Here is a 20,280-nt window from a genome sequence, read left to right as displayed (position 1 = left end):
CAGCCTCTCCTGCGAAACGGACGACGACCCAAAGGGAAATAGATCGAAATCAACATCCGACCTCCTCTTCTTGCCTAGAATGCCCCGGACGACGCAGCAGATGGCTGCTCACCGGTGGACGGCAAAACCCCAAAGCCTTGTCAGCACAGGCAAAGGCTCTTATTCTACTGCGACCAAAGAGTAAGGAATGGCAAGCTTGGCAACTTGCCTGGACGCACAGTCCATAAAAATGACACTACAGAGGAAGTCTCATGATCATTGGCAAACCGCAAAGCGATCCCACCCTTGAGTGGTTCTTGTCGCATTGCCACATTCATAAGTATCCCGCCAAGAGCACCCTGATCCACGCCGGTGAAAAAGCGGAAACCCTCTACTACATCGTCAAGGGCACCGTCGCCGTCCTGATCAAGGATGACGAAGGCAAGGAGATGATCCTCTCCTACCTGAATCAGGGGGATTTCCTGGGCGAGATGGGGATGTTCGAAGAGAACGAGAATCCGGAGCGTTCCGCCTGGGTGCGTGCCAAAGGCGCCTGTGAAGTCGCCGAGATCTCTTACAAGAAGTTCCGCCAGCTGATCCAGGTCAACCCGGACATCCTGATGCGTCTATCCGGCCAGATGGCCAAACGCCTGCAGCACACCAGCCAGAAGGTCGGCAACCTCGCCTTCCTGGACGTGACCGGCCGCATTGCCCAGACCCTGCTCAACCTGGCCAAACAGCCGGATGCCATGACCCACCCGGATGGCATGCAGATCAAGATCACCCGCCAGGAGATCGGCCAGATCGTCGGCTGCTCCCGTGAAACCGTCGGCCGCATCCTCAAGATGCTGGAAGAGCAGGAGCTCATCTCCGCCCACGGCAAGACCATAGTGGTGTTTGGTACCCGCTGACCGGGTTCCGCCGACGGCGCCCGCACAGCGCCGTTGGATAAAAAGGCTGCCCATGGCAGCCTTTTCCGATCCTCTCCCCTATAATCCCGAACGCCCCGCCGTCATGGCCTTCGCCAAGAGAACTCCTATGCACCTTCAATGCCCCCTTTGCCGCAGCCCCCTGCACCTTCATGCCGCCTCCCGCGGGGTCTATTGCGACAACAAACACCACTTCGATCCCGCACCGGAAGGCTATCTGGACCTCATCCCCGGCAAGAAGAACCCCAAGGACAGCGACAGCCGGGCCCTGCTGCGCGCCAAGCGCCGCTTCCTGGAACAAGGCCACCAACTGCCTCTGGTGGACGCCATGGCGAACCTGCTCGCTCCTCTTGGCGAGCGCGAACTTGTCCACCTCGGCTGCGGCGAGGGGTACTACTGCCGCGCCCTGGCTGAGCGGCTGCCCGGCTGGCAGGTCGGCGGTTTCGATCTGGCCAAGAATGCCATCTTCGCCGCCAACAAGGCGCAACCGGAAGGCCAGTTCGTCATCGCCGACCCGGCGCGCGCCCCGCTGCTGCCTGGCACGGCCCAGGTGCTGCTGGTCAACGACCTCAAGGTCAAGACGGAACTCCTGGTCAGCTGGCTGGCGCCGGGCGGCTATCTGCTCCACGTGCAGCCAGGCCCTCGCCATCAGTGGCAATTGCGCGTCAGCCTCAATCCGGTGAGCATGGAACATCCCCTGAGCTGGCCCGCCCTCACCGGGCTTGTCAATGTTGCCCAGCAACGCGCCCAGTTCAGTACGGCGCTGGATCAGGGCCTGCGCGAGCACATTCTGGAGACCAGTCGCCTCGGCTGGCGTGCCAGCGGCGAGCATCGCCACGCCTTCACCCACCAGGGGCCCGACGCCCTCGAGCAGGATCTGCTGCTCAGCCTGTGGCAAAAACCGCTGTGAACCGGTGATATACCATGAAAAAAGGCCCTGACGGGCCTTTTTGACAAAGCAAGTACGCCTTTTCCCTGACAGGGAAGAGACACCCAACCACGCAGCAAGACAAAAATGGGGCCCTCGGCCCCATTTCTCATCACGGCAGATCAGTTGCAGCTCGCCGCGCCCTGATCGACCCAGACGGCGGCCTTGCCGGGCTCATCGCCCTTGGTCCAGTACTGGGCCTTCCACTTGCGGCCGTTGTGGCTGGTGACATCACCGCCGTTGTAGACCACTCCGGCATCCCAACCCAGTTGTACCTGGCTCACCAGTTTCCACTGATCGGCGGTGCGGCTCGGCTCGTTGCCCTGGGTCCAATACTTGGCCTGCCACACCAGTTGCTTGTGGCTCACCTTGTCATTGGTGTTGTAGACGGTACCTGCACTCCAGGCCGGGTGGTTGGCCGCATCCGGATCGCTGGCCTCGCAGCCACCACCTGTACTGGCCGGCTTGACGGTCAGGCGGGTAACGGCTGTGGCATCCAGCGCCCCATCGGTGACCACCAGGGTCAGATCGTAGGCCGTGTCACTGGTCACGTTCGAGCCCTTTACTACCAGGGTCGCGCTGTCCAGACCGGTGGCGCTGAGCCCGGCCGGCACTGTCCACTGATAGCTCAAGGCATCACCATTGGGGTCGGAAGCGGTGGCCTTGATGCTCACCTGCTTGCCGGCCTCGACGGTCGCACTGGCCGGTACGCTGACCACGGGAGGCAGGTTCGGCTGCGGCGCCTTGTTGGTGACCACCACCTGATCCTTGGCCGAGAGCCCCTGATCGTCGGTCACGGTCAGCTCGAACACCAGATTGATGTCGCTGCTGACGGCATCCAGTACCACACGGGCCTTGGCCTGGGTAACATCCAGCAGGCTGGCCTGGGGTCCGGAGACCTGTTTCCAGCTGTAGGTCAGCGCCCCGTTTTCCGGATCGTAGGAGGCGCTGCCGTTGAGGGTCACCTCGGCCGGGCCGGTGGCACTCAGATCGCTGCCGGCATTGGCAACCGGCGGCTTGTTGACCGGCGGCAGCGTACCCTCGCCGTGGCCCAGCCCCTCGTGCATGGCGTTGAGGATGTCGCCGTTGTCCGCATCAATCTCCCAGGCGAACAGACCGCCGAGCTGGTTCGCCAGCACGTACTGCCCTTTGGCCTTGACCGAGCGGTCGTTGTCGAAGGTAATGAGGTCGCCACTGCTGGCCTTGAAGACATAGGGGGCCTCGGCCGACTCGTCATAACCCTGCTCCCAGCCTGCGCCCATGCGGTTGTTGACGATGTCGCGGTAATCCACTACGCCATTTTCCCAGGTACCGCTCACCGGTCCGGTAGCGGTGCCGGTGAAGGGATTGCCGGCCTGGTAGTTCTTCACTCCGGTCCAGCCACGGCCATACATGGCCGCCCCCACCACAATCTTGCCCGGTGTCACCCCCTGACCCAGCAGCGCCTTGACGCCCTTGTCGGTGGTGTACTTGGTGGCCGGATCCCAGCTGGAGGCAAAGAGGTTGGTCTGGTGGGCCAGATTCGTCAGGTCGAAGGCGCCGCTGAAGTCGTAGCTCATCAGGAAGATGTGGTCCATGTACTGCTGGGCCGCCTGATAATCCACCTTGGCAATCTTGTCACCGCCGGCGCTGATGGCCGAGGTCAGCTCATACTGGCGGCCGGTCTCGGCTTCCAGTTCATCGAGCATGGCTCGCAACTCCTTCATCAGCACCACATAGGTAGCGCCGTCATTCGGGCCGCCCAGGCTGGGGTTGGCCCCCTGTCCGCCCGGGAACTCCCAGTCGATGTCCACGCCGTCGAAGAATTTCCAGGTCTGCAGGAACTCTTTGACCGAGGCGACGAAGGTATCGCGCTTGGTCTTGTCACCCAGGAAATAGAAGGGATCGGAGAGGGTCCATCCGCCGACAGACGGCAGGATCTTGAGGTCCGGGTGGGCCTGTTTGAGGGCCATCAGGTTGCCGAAGTTGCCCTTGTAGGGCTCATCCCAGGCGCTGAGGTTGCCTTGGGACATCTGGATCGCCGCCCAGGGATCATGGATGGAGACCTTGAAGTCTTCGCGACCCGCACAGGAGCGCTGCAACGCCTCGAAGCTGCCGGAGATCTCTTTGAGGCTGTCGTTGATGCCGTTGCCACCGCAGATGGGGGTGAAGCCGTAGAGGATATGGGTCAGGTTCTGGGCCGGGATCTTGTCCACGGTGAACTTGCGACCATAGACACCCCACTCCACGTAGTAGGCCCCCACCACCTTGCCGGACTTGTTGGCGTAGGGCTTGTTGTTCTCCTTGAGGGGCGCATTGAGCGGCGCCAGGTGGCTGCCGTCGGTATCGGCGACCATCAGCTCCTTCTTGTCGGAGAGGGTGCAGCCATCGGCGTTGCACAGGGCCACCTGCATCTGGTAACGCCCCCCCTTGGTGACCTTGAAGTTTGCGGTACCCGCGGCGGAGGCCGGGCCTGACCACACCTCCTTGCCGTCGAGCAGTACCTTGGCGGTCTGTCCGACGTCACCGGACCAGAGGTTCCAGGTCACGCTGACGGGAGCGCCATCCTTGTGGACGGTCACCAGCTGGTTGTAGGCCGAAGCGGCCTGATTGACTTCAACGATGGCAAACTTGGTGGGGCCGGAGCCAATGGTGGGTTTGCCCGGGGCAGCGGCGAAGGCGGAGGTAGTGCAAAGCCCCCCGACCAGAAGCGCCAGCAGGGAAAGTTATGGACTTAACATATTTGAACTTCCTTATTTCGTTATTGGAATTAACAACGAAAAAGGCAACGCAACCTGCCAGGTAACGCAGACAACATCGCAACCATGGCTTGGCCCATGGACGATACAACCTGTGGTGGCCCCGCTATCCTAGGTACGCAGACCCTTAGGCCGGAAGCTTTGCGTCCCGGACTTTCATCCGGTTTGCCTTTTTGCACAACTTGATTTGCGACAAAAATAATCGCCGAATGACTATAGAGGAGAGTCGCCCGGGTGCCACCTGCCAAAAGTGACACCCAACAAGACTCAATTATCACCAAATCTGGAAAGTGGCGACGAAATAGGCATCATCGTCGATCATGACGTCTGGATGGCATCCAGAAAATGTTCAGCCAATGCTCGATTCTGTGAGACCAGTCACTGAACCGGCATCAGCAGGCTGTTCATCAGGGCGCGCAGCTTGAGAGGTTTGACCGGTTTGCTCACGTAGCCGAAGCCGTGCTCACGGATCTGTGCCTGCAACTCGCTCTTGCGATCCGCACTGATGATGATGCCGCCGATACCGTTGCCGTGGGCCAGCCTGATCATGTGCAGCGCCTGCAACCCTGTCTTGCCGTCATCCAGGTGATAATCCGACAGCACCAGCGCAGGCAGGAAGCCGCCGCCGATGATCTCTTCCGCCTGCTCCAGGCTCTGGGCACAGCGCACCTCGCAGCCCCAGCGTCCCAGCAGCGAGGCCATGGCGATGAGGATATCCTCCTCGTTGTCGATGCAGAGGATCCTGACCCCTTCCAGCTGACTGTCTCGCAGGGCCGGGGTCGTCACCTGGCTGGGGATGACGGGCCGGGTCGCGAGGTTCAGGGTGATGGCAAAGACGGACCCCGCTCCGGGCCAGCTGCGCAGGGAGAGCTGATGACCCAGCACCAGCGAAATGCCGCGGGCGATGGCGAGCCCGAGGCCAAGCCCCTGCTCCCTGGCGGTGCGGGAGTGATCGAGGCGGGAAAACTCGTCGAAGATCGCCTCCTGCTTGCCCTCCGGGATGCCGGGGCCGTTGTCCCACACCTCGATGCGCACCTTATCCCCCATGCGGCGACAGCCGAGCAGCACCCGACCGCCGGGGTTGTAGCGAAATGCGTTGGTGAGGAAGTTCTGCAACACCCGCCGCAGCAAGCGCACATCGCTGTAGACCGCAAGGCGGCTCTCCACCACGGAGAACTGGATCCCACCGGCCTGGGCCAGCACGCCGAATTCCGCCTTGAGATTGTCCAGTACATCGCTCAGGGCGAAATCGAGCTTCTTCGCCTTGAACTTGCCCGCCTCGAGGCGCGAGATGTCCAGCAGATCCGTGATGAGATCCTCGGTCGCCCCCAGGGCGTCGTCGATGTGACGAGCGATGCGAGCCGGTTCGTCCTCCGGGGGCAGCATCTCCAGCAAGGAGGAGGTAAAGAGCTTGGCCGCGTTCAGCGGCTGGGTCAGGTCGTGGCTCACCGCCGCAAGGAACCGGCTCTTGGACTGATTTGCCCTCTCCACCTGCTGGTTTACCAGCAGCAGTTGGCGGTTGAGTTCGGAGAGCTCGTGGGTGCGCTCGGCCACCCGCGCCTCCAGGTGCTCGTTCGCTTCCCGCAGCACCCGCTCCGCCGCCCTGAACGGGGTGATATCGGTGAAGGTCATGACAAAGCCCCCCGCAGGCATGGGGTTGCCCTGCATCTCGATGACTCGGCCATCGGGACGCTCCCGCGCCGAGACATGGGGGCTGCCACGCTTCATGAAGGCAACCCGCCGCGCCACCTGGGCCTCGATGTCTCCCTGGCCGCACAACCCCTGTCCAGCGTTGTAGCGGATGATCTCCTCGATGGAACGGCCCACCTGAATGAGACCGGGGGGATAGGAGAACAGCTCGATGTAGCGTCGGTTCCAGGCCACCAGCCTGAGCTCCCTGTCCACCACGGAGATCCCCTGCCCCATGTGTTCGATTGCCCCCTGCAACAGGCCGCGGTTGAAGCGGAACATGTCGGAGGCCTCGTCCACTATGGTGGCGATCTCCTCGAGCTGCATGTTGCGTCCCTGCAGGGCGGAGGCCAGCACCAGGCGGGCGGACGAGGTACCGAATACCCCGGCCAGCAGTCGCTCCGTGTGGGCGATGAGCTCGGCGGAGGCCTGCATCTGGGGCGCCAGGGTGCCTCCCCGCTCGCCGGCGAAGCGGCCGAAGGCCCGCTTGACGCGGCTGGAACCGACGAAGCGGGCCGCCAGCATCTCCAGCTCCTTCACCGAGACCCGCGCATGATAGAGCGCCGAGGTATCCCGGCTCGTCTTGCCGACGAAGTTGGCGGCCTGCAGCCGCTCGCTCACCGCCGCCCGAGACAGCAGGGAGCCCGCCACATAGCCGACCAGGTTGAGCAGAAGACTCAGGAAGAGGCACCAGGCCCCCAGACTCAGATCCCGCACCGCCGGCCAGTCTGGGGGCGCCAGCAGGGCTTCGAGGGGGGAGCCTGCCAGCAGTCCGCTCTCCGCCAGCAGGGTCACGAACCAGAGGCTGACCCCGAGGGCGAGCCCGAGATAGACGCCCTTGCGATTGCCATGACGCCAGTACAGGCCAAGCAGCAGGGCCGGTGCGAACTGGGCCACGGCCCCGAACGAGAGATAGCCGATGCGCGACAGACTGGTGAGATCCCCGAGCCAGAGATAAAGCGCCCAGGCCGCCAGCAAAATCAACAAGATGGCGCCCCGACGCACCTGCAGCAGCAACCGCATCAGGCGCTCGTCCCGCCCCTGTTGCCAGACCCGGCGCAGCAGGACCGGCAACACCAGATCGTTGCTGACCATGATGGCCAGAGCGATGGTGCAGACGATCACCATGCCGGTGGCCGCCGAGGTGCCGCCGAGAAATGCCAGCATCGCCATGCCGTCGTAGCCGAGCGACATGGGGAGGCTTATCACATAGGTGTCCGAGGCCATGTCTGCCCCGACCCACTGCTTGCCTGCCAGCGCCAGCGGCCAGATGAAGAGCCCCATCAGAAAGAGATAGAGGGGGAAGATCCAGCGGGCCCAGTGCAGATCCTGCCCCTGGTTGTTCTCCACCACGGTCACGTGAAACTGGCGCGGCAGGCAGATGACGGCGCACATGGCGATCAGGGTGTAGATGGCGAGCTCCAGCAGGCCGCCCGGCGTCACCGCCACCACCGCATCGAGGAAGTCGCCCGCCACCAGGGTACGCGCCTCGCTCGGTCTGGCGATGATGAGCCAGAGCGCAAAGCCCCCCACCGCCATGAAGGCGAGCAGCTTGACCACGGACTCGAAGGCGATGGCCACCACCATGCCCCTGTGGTGCTCGGTGGCATCCAGGTTGCGGGTGCCAAACAGAATGCTGAACAGGGCCAGCAGCAGGGTGACCCCCAGCGCCAGCTCCGCCATGTTGCTGGTGGGGCTGACCCCCGTGCTGTTGGCCATCAGCAGATCGAGCCCGGTGACGATCGCCTTGAGCTGCAGCACCAGATAGGGAAGTATCCCCATGACGGCGATGAGGCTGATCACCATGGCCAGGCGCTGGGACTTGCCATAACGGGCGGCAATGAAATCGGCGATGGAGGTGATGTGCTCGCGCTTGGCCACCAGGATGAGGCGGGCCAGCAGGCGCCAGCCAAACAGGAACACCAGCATGGGGCCCAGGTAGATGGGCACCGGCGACCAGGGGGATTCGCTGGCCTGGCCCACTGTGCCGAAGAAGGTCCAGGAGGTGCAATAGACCGCCAGCGACAGGCTGTAGAGCAGAGGCTGCCCCTTGGGGCGACGGCGCTTGTTCTTGTCCGCCACATAGGCGATGAGGAACAGCAAGCCCAGATAGGCGAGCGACAACCCGATCAGCAGCCATCCTTGGTGCATCTCTCTACTTCCCTTGTCCAGATAAGTCGGAGGTCTGCCGCGCCAGAGACCGGCAGACCTGTGTCATCGGCCCTGTTCAGGGCTCTCTTCACGCAGCCGCAACACGAAGACCGGCAGCACTACCAGCACCATGATAAAGAAGATGCCGCCCCCCAGCGGCTCGAACAGCACGCCGCAGATCGCCATCAGGGCCGCCACCGTCATGCCAAGGCCCAGGGCCGCATAGAGCGCCTGGGTGGGGATCTGCTGCTCCGCAGGCAACTGGCGGGTCATGAAGCGGATGGCGCCGAGGTGACTGACGCAGAAGGTGACCCCGTGCAGCAGCTGGCCGAGCACCAGCACCGCCAGGTCGGTAGAACTGCCGAGCAGCACCCAGCGCACCACGCAGCCAAGGGCCCCCACCAGAAACAGGGTCTGGGCACCGAAGCGCTGGAGGAAGCGCTTGTCCGCGGCGAACATGGCGATCTCCGCCACCACTCCCAGAGCCCAGAGATACCCGATCAGGGTGCCGCTGTAGCCGGCGCTCTTCCAGTAGATGGCGCTGAAACCGTAGTAGGCCGCGTGGCTCCCCTGCAGCAGGGCGGTGATGAGCAGGAAGCGGCGCACCGGGGCCGACCTGAGCGTGACGAGCAGCGAGGCCTTGGCCCGCTCCCCTTGCAGCTCCCGGGGGGCGGGTCGCAGCGGCAGCAGGCTGAGCCCCAGCATGATCAGCAGCCCGGCCACCATGGTGTGCAGCACCCAGTCGCTGCCAAAGTTGCCCACCAGGGCCCCCACCAGGGTGGAGGCGACGATAAAGGCAAAGGAGCCGCACAGCCGCACCTTGCCGTAGTCGAGGTGGGTCTGAACCACCATGCGGGTGGCAAGTGCCTCTCCCATGGGCATCAGGGTCGGGTAGATGAAGTTGGCCGCTAGGGTCAGCACCACCAGCCACCAGAGGCTGTGGCCCAGATAGAAACCGAGGAAGGCCAGCAGACTCAGCAGACAGAGCAGGCGGGTGACGGGCAGCAACTGGCCGGCACCCTTGACTCGCCCCATCACCATCAGGTTGCCGACAAAACGGATGGCCATGCCCACCCCCAGCAACAGCCCTATCTGTTCAGTCCTCACCCCAATGCCTTCCAGCCAGAGCGACCAGAACGGCAGGTAGGCGCCATAAACGAAGTAGAAGGCGCCAAAAAACAGGGCTAACCAGGAGAACGCGGGCATAGGGGCTCGGCAGCGGGACAAGGGGCACAAATGATAACCGATTTCGGGACGGGGATCCCCAGGCAGCATGACAGATAAAAACCATAAATATCAATAAAGTTGAACCTTTGTCACATCCCCCTGTCTATTGGGTAACACCGCTTCCTGATGAGTGTTGCAATCCTTCCACCCGCCCCTGGCGGGTTTCTTTTTTGCAGACGCCGACCTTCATGACAAAAGGGGCCCGAGGGCCCCTTTTCCTTCATGCTGGTCCACGACCATCAGAACACGTACTTGACCCGTGCACTGAGGTTGCGGCCAGGCTCGGTCTGCTTGCTGGTATCCGCGGTGGCGGCAAGGCCGGTGATGCTCTCGTAGCTCACGTACTCCTTGTCAAACAGGTTGAACACCCCCACGTTGAGCTGCAGGTCCTGCACCGGCTTGAACTGGGCATAGAGATCCACCACGCCCCAGCCTGCGCTCTTGATGTTGTCGTTGCCTCGCGCATCCTTGCCCACCTTGTCCATGTCGTCGGCAAAGCGCAGGGCGGTGTTGATGTTCCAGTTCGGCTGCTCCAGACGCACTCCGACGCTGCCGTTCAGGGGGCTCAGGCTGTTGATGTAGTTGCCCTCGCCATCCTTGCCCTCGATGTAGGCCAGGTTGCCCCAGACGTTGACCAGATCGTTCAGCCAGTAGTCCGCCTTGGCCTCGGCCCCCTTGGTGGTCGCCTTGTCCAGGTTCTGATACTGATACAGCGCGGTGCGGCCCTCGGTGCCGACCCCGGCCAACTCGATGAAGTCTTCAAACTTGTTGTAGAAGGTGGCCACTTCATAGCTGAACCCGCCACGGCTGCCGCGCACCCCCAGATCGATGCCGTCGCTGCTCTCGGGCTTGAGGTTCGGGTTGGGCTCGATGCGATAGCCATATGCCTGGTGGTTCAGGGTCGAGAAGGCATTGTCATACATGGGGGTCTTGTAGCCGTGGCTGTACTGGGCGAACAGGTTGGCCGCCTCGTGCGCCTTGAACACCAGCCCCAGCTTGGGCGAGAACTCCCCTTCGGAGAAACGCTTGAGGTTCTCGCCGGTGTAGGCGGGATCCTGATCCGGGTTCATCCGGTAGTAGTCGTAGCGGGCTCCCGGCGTCAGCACCCAGCGCTCGCCGAACTTGATCTCGTCAAAGGCCCAGAGCGCACTGCGCTCGGTGGTGGTGGAGGGGAAGCTCAGCTCGTTGTAGCCGACGAAATCCCCCGGCACGGTCGGCGCCTTGAAGCGGGTGCGCTCGTTGTCGGTATGCTCGTATTCCAGGCCCCAGGCCAGACGCTGGCTGGCGAGCGCCTTGTTGAACTTCACCTGGGCGCCCAGGCTCTCCTGCTCGAAACCGTTGTGATCCAGGGAGTTCTTGGTCACATAGGGGTTGCCCGGCATGACCGGATACTTGGACGAAGCGTACTGATCCAGGGTCTGCTTGGCGCGGCTGTAGTAGATCTTGCTGTCCACGCGATCCGCCCAGGGGGCGTTCAGGGCGAGGCCATGATCCAGTACCAGGGAGAGGTTGTCGGTCTCCTTGTCGGTAATGGGCTGGTTGAAGACGGAGCCCGCCTTGGTCAGATCGATGGCATCCGGATCCTGCCCCTCGGTGAAGTAATCCACCGTCAGTTTCAGGAACTGATCATCGGAGAGATTCCACTTGCTCTTGAACAGCACGGCCTGACTGACGATGTCGAACTCGTTCTTGTCGCCGTCATAATTCTGGGTGACACCGCCATCGCGCCAGGTGTAGCGCAGCAGGTTCTCGACTTCCCCGGTGCGCAGCGCCCCCGTGATGCCGGCCATTCTCTGGTGGCTGCTGGAGGCATAACCCGTGGTCGCATCCAGATAGCTGCCGCGGCCCTTGAGGAAGTCGCCAGCATCCTTGGTGGTGATGGCAATGACGCCTCCCAGAGCATCGGAACCGTAAGCGGCGGAGGCCGGCCCTTTGGCCACTTCCACCTGCTTGATCATGTCGGTGTCGAAGTAGGTCTGACCCACGCCGCCATTCTTGTAGGCATCGTTCTGGCGCACACCGTCCTGCACCACCTTGACCCGGTTTTCGCTCATGCCGCGAATGGTGAAGGTCTGGGCATCTCCTGCGCCTCCCTGCACGCTCACCCCGGGCTCATAGCGGAACAGATCGGCGACGTTGCTGACGACCTGCTCTTCAATCTGCTCCGAGGTAATGACGCCGATGGGACCGGAAACATCTTCCAGCTTCTGTTCCATCCGGGAGCCGCTGACGACCATGACTTCATCGGCTTTCTTGTCTGCGGCGAAAGCGGGGGAGATCAGCCCGGCCGCCACGGCGAGGGCTATCAGGGAGGGGGTGTTGTTGTGCGCCACTGCAAAGTCCTTATTGAGAATTATTATCAAGCGGAAGGCATATTATCCCGCCAGAGACAAAGATCAATAATAAAGTGAATCATTCTCATTTCACTTTATCGTCATTCCCCCTTACACTGGCGCCACTTTTTGCTCGCCATGCCGCCATCCCATGGTGCAGCCTTTTCCCATCCCCTGTTTCTTGAGTGAGTAACCATGATCCGACGACTCCCCCTGCTCGCCCTACCCCTGCTGCTGGCCGCCTGCGCCACCACGCCACAGAACACCCCACCCGAGACCCTCTATCACGCTCGGCTCGATACAGCCCAGGGGCAGGCGCTGACCTTCGAGCAGGCGGTGACGCGGGTGGCGGATGCCGACATCGTGCTGGTGGGGGAGCTTCACACTCACCCGGCCATCCATCTGTTGCAGGCCCGTCTGCTGGCAGGGCTTGACGAGATGTCGCAAGCCGATGGCCGGGCCCTGGTGCTCTCCATGGAGCAGTTCAGCCGCGCCGATCAGCCGGTGCTGGATGCCTACCTGGCCGGACGCATCGGCGAATCGGCCCTCATTCGAGATGGCCATGCCTGGCCCAACTACCAGAGTGATTACCGCCCTCTGGTGGAGTTCGCCAAGGCGCAGCACCTGCCAGTGATTGCCGCCAATGCCCCCAAACCTCTGGTGAGCTGCGTCGGTCAGGAGGGACCGGCCTGGCTCGACAAACTGCCGGCCAATCGCCGCAGCCAGCTTGCCCGCGAGCTGACTCTGGGGGATGACGGCTACCGCCAGAAGTTCATGGCCTCTATGCACCATGGGGATGCGGACGGCAACGCCCGTCGCTTCGCCGCCCAGACCAGCTGGGACGACACCATGGCCGAAAGCATGGTGGATTATCTGGGCAAGCATCCCGGCAGGCGCATCATGCATATCGCAGGCAACTTCCACGTGGAGGGGGGACTCGGGATCGCCAGTCGCATCGCCAGCCGCAATCCGGCACTCAAGGTGGCGCTCATCGTGCCGCAAACCGGTGACGAGACAGCCCCCGGGAGAGACGCAGATGTCAGGGTCCACATCGCTCCCCTGCCGGAACGCTGGCTAAATGCAAAGGAAATGAAGCAAGATATGGGCGCACTGCATCAATCCCGAAGCCGTGACTGCAGCCAATGGTTGCAACCCTCAAAATAGCCCAAGGATTTCATATGGATGTGCTACTCGTCATCGACATGCAACAGGGGTTGTTCGATAACCCCCGCCATCAGGATGCCCAGGTCATCGCCAACATCAATCGTCTGGCCGATCGCGTGCGGGGCCAACACGGACGGGTCATCTATGTGCAACACGACGAACCGGGTTCCGAACTGGAACCTGGCAGTGCGGGCTGGCAACTGCACGCCGATCTGGCCCCATCTCCCCACGACAGCCGGGTGCGCAAGACCGCCTGTGACAGCTTCCTCGATACCGAGCTCGGCTTCCTGCTGGCAGAGCAGTCGGTAGACAGACTGCTCATCTGCGGCTGTGCCACCGACTTTTGCGTCGATACCACGTTGCGCAGCGCCGCCGCCAGGGGCTTTGACGCCTTTGCGGTGACCGACGCCCATACCACGGCGGACAGGCCGCACCTGAGTGCGGAGCAGATCATCCAGCACCACCACTTCATGTGGCGGCATCTGAGCCTGCCTCAAGGCAGAAGCGTGACCCTGCTCACGACGGATGAGCTGCTGGCCACCATTCAACCCGAGCGGGCGTGTTAAGCTGCCCGTCCTGATGTGAACACCCGATTGGAGTCTTGTGTGCGTCTACTCTCTGCCGTTGCCCTCACGCTGCTGTTACCGGCGCTCACCGCCTGCTCCGGATTGCCGGGGGCAGCACCCGATGGCCCGGCCCCCCTGTTCCACACCCATATCAGCGACGACGGGAGCAAGCGCTTCACCTTCGAGGCCGCCCCTCTCGACGGCCTGCCCACCCGGTTGCAGGAGGGAGATGACAACCGGCTGAGCCGCCGCGACAAGAGCCTGCTGGAACGCCGGGAAGCCCTGCAGGACGAGCAGCTCACCCAGATGCTGGCCACGCGCAAGTATTGCCGAAGCGGCTATATCGTCCTCAGCCAGACCTCCTGGAAGATCCGCGGGGAATGCAACGAGAGCGCCACCCAGGCCGATCGCGATGCCTTCCCCAACCAGGCAGGCTGGCAAGAGTAACCCGGGACATAACAACAAAATGGGCAGCCCAGGCTGCCCGTTTTCTCATCTCGCTAATTGTTCCCTCAAACGGGTTCATCCGCCGGGCTGGTCAGCTCGGCGCCATTGTCGATGCGTTTGTGCCCTTCCACCAGGTGAACGAAGTCCACCAGTTCGTCGCCGGAGACACGGAACGCCTGACCGAATCCCTTGACGAACAGTCCCTGCTCGGGCTTGAGCCTAAACAGCACGAAGTCCTTGAGGTTGGAGAGCCCTTTGACTATCTCGCCGAAGCGCCCTTCCAGCGCCGCAACGGCCTTCTCCCAGCGTGCGTCGTCGCGGGCCACCACCTCGGCGACCGCATCGAAGGTCAGACGCTTGCGGGCAAACAGCTCGCGGGCACCGGTTTCGTCCTCGATCAGCATCAGCGATACCTTGGGCACCTGTTGCAGGTTGCGGGCGTGGCGAGCTATCTCGGAGATGAGCACATAGTATCCATCTTCCTGCAGCACGAAGGGGGCATAGCTGGCATTGGGGTTGCCTTCGCCATCCACAGTGGCGAGCTGCAGGGTACGGCAACCGTCGCGGAACTCGCGGATCTCCGGTTGCAGGCGGTTTTGCAGGCGCTCCTGACGTTCACTCATGCTTTCACTTCCTCTTGATACTGAAGGCGCAGGGCCATGAAACGCTCCACCTGCTCAGGCAGCAGTTGACGCTGCTCGTCCCGGCCCAGGTAGATCTTGAAGATGCAGCGGCCACTGTGGCCGAAGAACTGGAAGGAGTGCCCCTCCTTGCCCATGAAGAGCTTGCTGACCAGGGCGATGCCTGCCACGTTGTCGAGCTTGAGGTGGCCGTGCAGCTCCCCGTCCCGCCCCATCAGGTTGTAGTAGCCGCGCGCGTTCTTGCCCTTGGGGAAGGGAGCCTTCACCTCGAAGATGGATCCATCGGATTCGACGATGGTGGTCACCTGACCCCAGCTGGCCAGGTCCGCCAGCAGGGCTTCGGCCTCCCCGGCCGGCACTTGCGTCATCAGGGCGGCAGGCAGATGGCGTACCACCTCCCATTCGCTGACGGCCAGCTCGGTGGCGAGGGTGGACGGGTGGGCGCTCGGGTCTTGCTCCAGCAGCGCATGAATGCGTTGTGCAATGCTCATCGGTTCTCCCTGGATGATCTGGCGATGGTGCTCGGTGTCGCGGCGGATACTGTAATAAAGCGCCCCAAGTAACGCAATTGATAATCGCTTTCATTCTCAGTGCATTTTGATGGACGACTTGATATTCTCGGCGGCAACCCTATTTCATTCACCCTTCGGAGGTTCGCATGGGCCGTCGTATTGCCCTCGCATTCAGCCTGCTCGGCTGTGCCCTTTCCCTCTCTTCCCCATCCGTCATGGCGGTGGAGCGTATCGTCAGCATAGGCCCCGCCACCACGGAACTCATCCTGGCGCTGGGGGGCGAGCAGAGCCTGGTCGCCACCGATGTCAGCAGTCCGGAGCCCAGAGGCGTGCCCAAGGTCGGCTATCACCGCGCCCTCGCCGCCGAAGGGATCCTGAGTCTCTCTCCGACCCTGGTGGTCGGCAGCGACGAGATGGGCCCGAACAGCACGCTTGATCAGTTGCGCCGTGCCAACGTCAAGGTCGAGGTCATGGCCACAGCCCCTACGCTGGCCAACCTCAACGAGCGTATCGACACCCTGGCCCATCTCCTGGGTGACCAGGCGGCAGGGAGCAAGCTCAAGGAGGAGATTGCCGCCCAGAGCGACACCCTGGCGGCGCAGGCGAAGCAGAACAAGCCCCTCAAGGTCGCCTTCCTGCTGTTGCACAAGGGTCAGCCCACCAGCATCGCCGGTGGCAACACCACCGCCAGCGCCCTCGTCACCCTGGCGGGCGGCGTCAATCCGGTGGCTGGGCTCCACGACTACAAGCCCGTCTCCACCGAATCCCTCATCGAGCTGCAACCTGATCTGGTGCTGGTGAGCGGCCGCGACTGGCAGCAGTATCAGGATCCCGACGCCGTCCTGAGTCAGGTGCCCGCCCTGTCAGCCACCCCGGCAGGCAAGAACAAGGCTATCCACGCCATCGACGGACATGCCCTGCAAGGGGGCCTCAGCCTTCGTTCCTTGCAACAGGCGAACCAGATCGCCCAGTGGATCAAGCAGGGTTCCTGATGCGCCTGCCTCTGCCCTGGCTGCTCGCCCTGACCGGCTGCGCGCTGGCGTTGCTGCTGGTCGGGTCCCTCGCGACCGGCCCCATGTCCCTCTCCCTTGGTGAGAGCCTGCGCGCCCTGTTTGCCGGACCACAGAGCGGGATTGAGGCTCACAAATTATTGATCGTGCAGGAGATCCGTCTGCCACGCACCCTGCTGTGCATCGCCGTGGGGGGCATTCTCGGCCTCTGCGGCGCCGTGATGCAGGGACTGTTTCGCAACCCCCTGGCAGACCCCGGCATCATAGGGGTGTCGGGTGGCGCGGCACTCGGCGCGGCCCTGGCCATCGTGCTGCTCGCCCCGCTGGGCTCGCACCTGCAGAGCCTGCTCGGCCTGGGGTTGCTGCCCCTGCTCGCCTTTCTCGGCGGAGCCCTCACCACCACCCTCGTCTATCTGCTGGGTACCCGGGAAGGGGGCACCTCGGTCACCGTGATGCTGCTGGCCGGGGTGGCCATCACGGCGCTCTCCGGCGCCGTCATCGGACTGCTCACCTATCTCGCGGACGATCAGATGCTGCGCAACCTGAGCCTGTGGCAGATGGGCTCCCTGGCGGCAGGCAAGCCGGTCGATGTGACGCTGGCGCTGCTGACCCTGGCCGCCCTGCTGCTGTTGTTCATGCGCGATGCTAATCCCCTCAACGCCCTGCTGCTGGGAGAGGGAGAGGCCCGGCATCTGGGGGTGAACGTGCAGATGCTGAAGCGTCGCCTCATCCTGCTCACCGCTGCCGGTGTCGGCGTGGCGGTGGCGGTGGCCGGCATGATCGGCTTTGTCGGCCTGGTGGTTCCCCATCTGGTACGGCTGCTGGCCGGACCCAACCATGTCCGCCTGTTGCCGCTGTCTGCCCTGCTGGGGGCTGGCCTGCTGCTGGGGGCCGACATGCTGGCACGCACCCTGCTCGCACCGGCCGAGCTGCCGGTCGGCATCATCACCGCCCTGCTGGGTGCCCCCTTCTTCATCTGGCTCTTGGTCAAGAGCCGCCGAACCCTGTAACAGGAGATCGCCACTTTGCCCGGATCCCCCTCCCCCCTGCTCAGTTGCCGGGGTCTTCGCCTCAGTCGTGGCAACCGGCTTATCCTGGACAGCCTGGATCTCGACCTGCATGCTGGCAGCCTGACCGCCCTGCTCGGCCCCAACGGGGCGGGCAAAAGCTCACTGCTCAAGTGCCTGACCGGCGAGCTGGAACATGAAGGGGAGATCCACCTGTTCGGCCAGACCCGCAGGGGGTGGGCCGGCAACGCTCTGGCCCACCGGGTCGGTGTGCTGCCGCAAAGCTCCTCCTTGAGCTTCCCCTTCCTGTGCGAAGAGGTGGTGGCCATGGGTCGGCTGCCCCACAGCGAGCCTGCCAGCCGGCGCGACGAAATAGTCCGCGCCGCCATGACCCACGCCGGGGTCGACCATCTGGCGAACCGCCTCTATCCCGGCCTCTCCGGCGGGGAGCGTCAACGGGTGCAGTTCGCCCGGGTGCTGGCCCAGATCTGGCAGGCCCCGGAGGAACCGCAGCAAGCGCGGCTGCTGCTGCTGGACGAGCCCACCTCGGCGCTGGATCTCAAATACCAGCACCAGTTGCTCGCCATGGCCCGGGCGCTGGCCGGTCGCAACACCGCCGTGCTGGTGGTGTTGCACGACCTCAATCTGGCAGCCCGCTACGCCGATAGGCTGGTGATGCTGGAGCAGGGCAGGCTGATGGCTGACGGCAACGCAGGCGAGGTGCTGACTCCGGAGCTCATCGCGCGCCTCTACGACTACCCCGCACAGGTGATCCACCACCCCGAGAGCGGCGTCCCCATGGTGGTGTGACACCCAGGGGCAGATAGCAACAGAGCGCCATCAGGCGCTCTGTCTTTTTGCGGTATCCAGCCTTGGGCTGACCTGCAGGGCAATCCCCCTGGGCACATCAGGCTATCTGGTAGCGCCCCGGCTTGTGATTGAGTGTCAACACCAGGTTACAGATGATGGCTGCCACCACGGAAAGCACCAGCAGCCAGGGGGAGACCACGAAGAAAGAGGCGACCACGATGGCGCAATCCAGCCCCATTTGCAGCTTGCCTGCCCGCACACCCCATCTGTCCTGAATGAAGAGCGCCAGGATGTTGAAGCCCCCCAGGCTCGCCTTGTGGCGGAACATGATGAGCAGTCCCATGCCGATCAGGGTGCCGCCGATCAGCGCCGCATAGACGGGTTCGATCTTGCCGATTTGCAGCACGGCGTTGAGGTGATCCGTCATGAATGAGACGGTGGCCACGGCAGCAAAGGTATTGAGGGTGAAGCGCGGCCCCATTCTGAGCCAGGCCAGGGCATAGAAAGGCAGGTTCATGGCGAAGAACAGCAGGCCGAAGCTGATGCCGGTCACCTGTTGCAGCAGCAGCGCCAGGCCGGCGGTGCCACCGGTGAGCAGGCCGACCTGATGGAACAGGAAGATGCCGAGGGAAACGAAGCCTGCTGCGGTCAGCAAGGCGAGCACATCCTCATAGAGCGGGTGCGCAGAGCGTGAAGTGTTGTCCATAACCAGGTATCCAGTCGCGAAGCAAGAGAGTGTTGGCCGCCCGTCGGGCGGAGCGAGCCCCGTTAACCGGGGCTTCGTTATGCCGACAGTCTCCAATTTGAGTGAGATGGATCACAAGTCCCGCCCTTCACGCGCCAAAATGGTGCGCGTCATCCAGGCGTTACAATCCTTGCACCAAAATGTCCCACACTCACCGCCGGCCTGATGCTGAAAAACCTGAAACGGGCCGCTGCCCCCCGCGCCCGAATCGTTCTAGAATGAGTCGCTTGTCACTGCCAGCGGAACAACAGCGGATGAGAGTAACCGTATTCGGAATAGGTTATGTCGGGTTGGTTCAGGCCGCCGTACTGGCGGAGATGGGTCACAAGGTGATCTGTGTGGATGTGGATGCCGACAAGGTCGCGGCCCTGAAAGCGGGACACATTCCCCTCTTCGAGCCCGGCCTCGCCCCTCTGGTGCTGCGCAATCATCAGGCCGGCCGCCTGATCTTCACCACAGACCCGGCACGGGCGGTGGAGTTTGCCGAGCTTATCTTCATCGCGGTCGGAACGCCGCCGGACGAGGACGGATCCGCCGACCTCCATCAGGTGATGACGGTGGCGGACACCATAGGCCGCCTGATGCAAGGGGGCAAGGTGGTGGTCAACAAGAGCACTGTCCCTGTCGGCACCGCCAGCCGGGTACGGCGACACATTGCGGAGCGCCTCGCCGACCGTGGTCTCGATCTTCCGCTCGACGTGGTTTCCAACCCCGAATTTCTGAAGGAGGGCGCCGCCGTCGCCGACTGCCTGCGGCCGGATCGCATCATCATCGGCACCGACTCCGATCACGCCTTCTCCCTGCTGGAGGAGCTCTACGCCCCCTTCAACCGCAAGCGAGACCGCATCCTGCGGATGGATGCACGCAGCGCCGAACTGACCAAGTACGCCGCCAACGCCATGCTGGCGACCCGCATCTCCTTCATGAACGAGATGGCCACCCTGGCCGAAGCCCTGGGCGCCGATATCGAGGAGGTGCGCAAGGGCATTGGTGCCGATCCGCGCATCGGCCACCACTTCATCTACCCGGGCTGCGGTTATGGCGGATCCTGCTTCCCCAAGGATGTCAGGGCGCTGATCCACACCGCGAAGGAGGCGGGGTGCGAGACCCCCCTGCTGCGCTCGGTGGAGCAGGTCAACGAGGCGCAGAAGCACAGGCTCATGACCCGGCTGCACCACCATTTTGGTGCCAGTCTGTCGGGGCGCACCTTCGCGTTATGGGGACTCGCCTTCAAACCCAATACCGACGACATGCGCGAAGCCCCGAGCAGGGTGCTGATGGAGGCGATCTGGGCGGCAGGAGGCCAGGTGCAGGCGTTCGACCCCGAGCAGGGCGGGAGCACACTTTGTTGATATTTTAACCAAAGAATAACTGAGCCCGATAGTCGTCATTCCAGCCGGCTCT

15 protein-coding genes, 1 pseudogene and 1 riboswitch are annotated in these 20,280 nt (G+C 63.1%); of the genes and pseudogenes, 9 read left to right on the top strand and 7 right to left on the bottom strand.

The window, feature by feature from the left end; all coding sequences use genetic code 11:
* Nucleotides 1-251 precede the first annotated feature (251 nt).
* On the top strand, nucleotides 252-890 hold the full coding sequence (gene crp, locus OKC30_RS06925) for a cAMP-activated global transcriptional regulator CRP (RefSeq protein WP_010673237.1): 639 nt from the start codon (nucleotides 252-254) through the stop codon (nucleotides 888-890).
* A gap of 127 nt (nucleotides 891-1,017) precedes the next feature.
* Nucleotides 1,018-1,818, top strand: coding sequence for a putative RNA methyltransferase (locus OKC30_RS06920; RefSeq protein WP_270809579.1), 801 nt, complete (start codon nucleotides 1,018-1,020; stop codon nucleotides 1,816-1,818).
* 140 nt (nucleotides 1,819-1,958) lie between these two features.
* Here OKC30_RS06920 and OKC30_RS06915 read toward each other — a convergent pair whose 3' ends face one another.
* The 4 genes from OKC30_RS06915 to OKC30_RS06900 all read right to left on the bottom strand — a co-directional run bounded on the left by OKC30_RS06915 (nucleotide 1,959) and on the right by OKC30_RS06900 (nucleotide 11,974).
* Nucleotides 1,959-4,535: a glycosyl hydrolase family 18 protein gene (locus OKC30_RS06915; RefSeq protein ID WP_160837339.1), complete on the bottom strand. Its 2,577-nt coding sequence runs from the start codon at nucleotides 4,533-4,535 to the stop codon at nucleotides 1,959-1,961.
* 132 nt (nucleotides 4,536-4,667) lie between these two features.
* Nucleotides 4,668-4,754, bottom strand: a riboswitch (cyclic di-GMP riboswitch).
* A gap of 198 nt (nucleotides 4,755-4,952) precedes the next feature.
* Nucleotides 4,953-8,414, bottom strand: a complete 3,462-nt coding sequence (locus OKC30_RS06910) for a hybrid sensor histidine kinase/response regulator (RefSeq protein WP_119197370.1) — start codon at nucleotides 8,412-8,414, stop codon at nucleotides 4,953-4,955.
* Between the two features lie 63 nt (nucleotides 8,415-8,477).
* Complete coding sequence (locus OKC30_RS06905; protein WP_160837336.1) at nucleotides 8,478-9,620, bottom strand: 3-phenylpropionate MFS transporter; 1,143 nt, start codon at nucleotides 9,618-9,620, stop codon at nucleotides 8,478-8,480.
* Nucleotides 9,621-9,880: 260 nt separating this feature from the next.
* Nucleotides 9,881-11,974, bottom strand: a complete 2,094-nt coding sequence (locus OKC30_RS06900; protein WP_119197369.1) for a TonB-dependent hemoglobin/transferrin/lactoferrin family receptor — start codon at nucleotides 11,972-11,974, stop codon at nucleotides 9,881-9,883.
* A gap of 195 nt (nucleotides 11,975-12,169) precedes the next feature.
* Between OKC30_RS06900 and OKC30_RS06895 the strand changes: the two genes are divergently transcribed.
* The 3 genes from OKC30_RS06895 to OKC30_RS06885 are packed head-to-tail and all read left to right on the top strand — an operon-like array spanning nucleotide 12,170 to nucleotide 14,151.
* Nucleotides 12,170-13,138 (top strand): ChaN family lipoprotein, encoded by a 969-nt coding sequence (locus OKC30_RS06895; protein ID WP_119197368.1) that lies wholly within the window; start codon nucleotides 12,170-12,172, stop codon nucleotides 13,136-13,138.
* 14 nt (nucleotides 13,139-13,152) lie between these two features.
* Nucleotides 13,153-13,704 carry a cysteine hydrolase family protein gene (locus tag OKC30_RS06890; RefSeq protein ID WP_039040040.1) on the top strand — a complete coding sequence of 184 codons (552 nt, stop codon included), beginning with the start codon at nucleotides 13,153-13,155 and terminating at the stop codon, nucleotides 13,702-13,704.
* 39 nt (nucleotides 13,705-13,743) lie between these two features.
* Nucleotides 13,744-14,151, top strand: a complete 408-nt coding sequence (locus tag OKC30_RS06885) for a hypothetical protein (RefSeq protein ID WP_119197367.1) — start codon at nucleotides 13,744-13,746, stop codon at nucleotides 14,149-14,151.
* A 65-nt stretch (nucleotides 14,152-14,216) separates the two neighbouring features.
* Here the strand turns inward: OKC30_RS06885 and hutZ are convergent, their stop codons facing one another.
* Nucleotides 14,217-14,774 carry a heme utilization protein HutZ gene (gene hutZ, locus OKC30_RS06880; protein WP_010673228.1) on the bottom strand — a complete coding sequence of 186 codons (558 nt, stop codon included), beginning with the start codon at nucleotides 14,772-14,774 and terminating at the stop codon, nucleotides 14,217-14,219.
* Nucleotides 14,771-15,283: a heme utilization cystosolic carrier protein HutX gene (hutX, locus tag OKC30_RS06875; protein WP_160837338.1), complete on the bottom strand. Its 513-nt coding sequence runs from the start codon at nucleotides 15,281-15,283 to the stop codon at nucleotides 14,771-14,773. Before hutX ends, hutZ begins: the two co-directional genes overlap by 4 nt.
* A gap of 167 nt (nucleotides 15,284-15,450) precedes the next feature.
* Here hutX and OKC30_RS06870 point away from each other — a divergent pair, with 167 nt between their 5' ends.
* Genes OKC30_RS06870 through OKC30_RS06860 form a run of 3 tightly spaced genes read left to right on the top strand, consistent with a single transcriptional unit; the run spans nucleotide 15,451 to nucleotide 18,131 of the window.
* Nucleotides 15,451-16,296 carry a heme/hemin ABC transporter substrate-binding protein gene (locus OKC30_RS06870; RefSeq protein WP_119197366.1) on the top strand — a complete coding sequence of 282 codons (846 nt, stop codon included), beginning with the start codon at nucleotides 15,451-15,453 and terminating at the stop codon, nucleotides 16,294-16,296.
* A complete protein-coding gene (locus OKC30_RS06865) occupies nucleotides 16,293-17,324 on the top strand; it encodes a FecCD family ABC transporter permease (protein ID WP_042881318.1) in 1,032 nt (343 codons plus the stop codon). The genes OKC30_RS06870 and OKC30_RS06865 overlap by 4 nt, the downstream gene beginning before the upstream one ends.
* 15 nt (nucleotides 17,325-17,339) lie before the next feature.
* Nucleotides 17,340-18,131: a heme ABC transporter ATP-binding protein gene (locus OKC30_RS06860; protein ID WP_039040038.1), complete on the top strand. Its 792-nt coding sequence runs from the start codon at nucleotides 17,340-17,342 to the stop codon at nucleotides 18,129-18,131.
* 97 nt (nucleotides 18,132-18,228) lie between these two features.
* Here OKC30_RS06860 and OKC30_RS06855 read toward each other — a convergent pair whose 3' ends face one another.
* Nucleotides 18,229-18,837 carry a YitT family protein gene (locus OKC30_RS06855; protein ID WP_010673223.1) on the bottom strand — a complete coding sequence of 203 codons (609 nt, stop codon included), beginning with the start codon at nucleotides 18,835-18,837 and terminating at the stop codon, nucleotides 18,229-18,231.
* 293 nt (nucleotides 18,838-19,130) lie between these two features.
* On the opposite strand from OKC30_RS06855, the pseudogene OKC30_RS06850 reads away from it, so the two are divergent.
* Nucleotides 19,131-20,204, top strand: a pseudogene (locus OKC30_RS06850) (UDP-glucose dehydrogenase family protein); the annotation flags it as partial.
* Nucleotides 20,205-20,280 lie beyond the last annotated feature (76 nt).

The organism is Aeromonas sp. QDB18 (genome assembly GCF_027705325.1).
GTDB classification, from domain to species: domain Bacteria; phylum Pseudomonadota; class Gammaproteobacteria; order Enterobacterales; family Aeromonadaceae; genus Aeromonas; species Aeromonas caviae.
The sequence above is the reverse complement of the archived record's forward strand: the minus strand, read 5'-3'. Positions and strand labels throughout refer to the sequence as shown.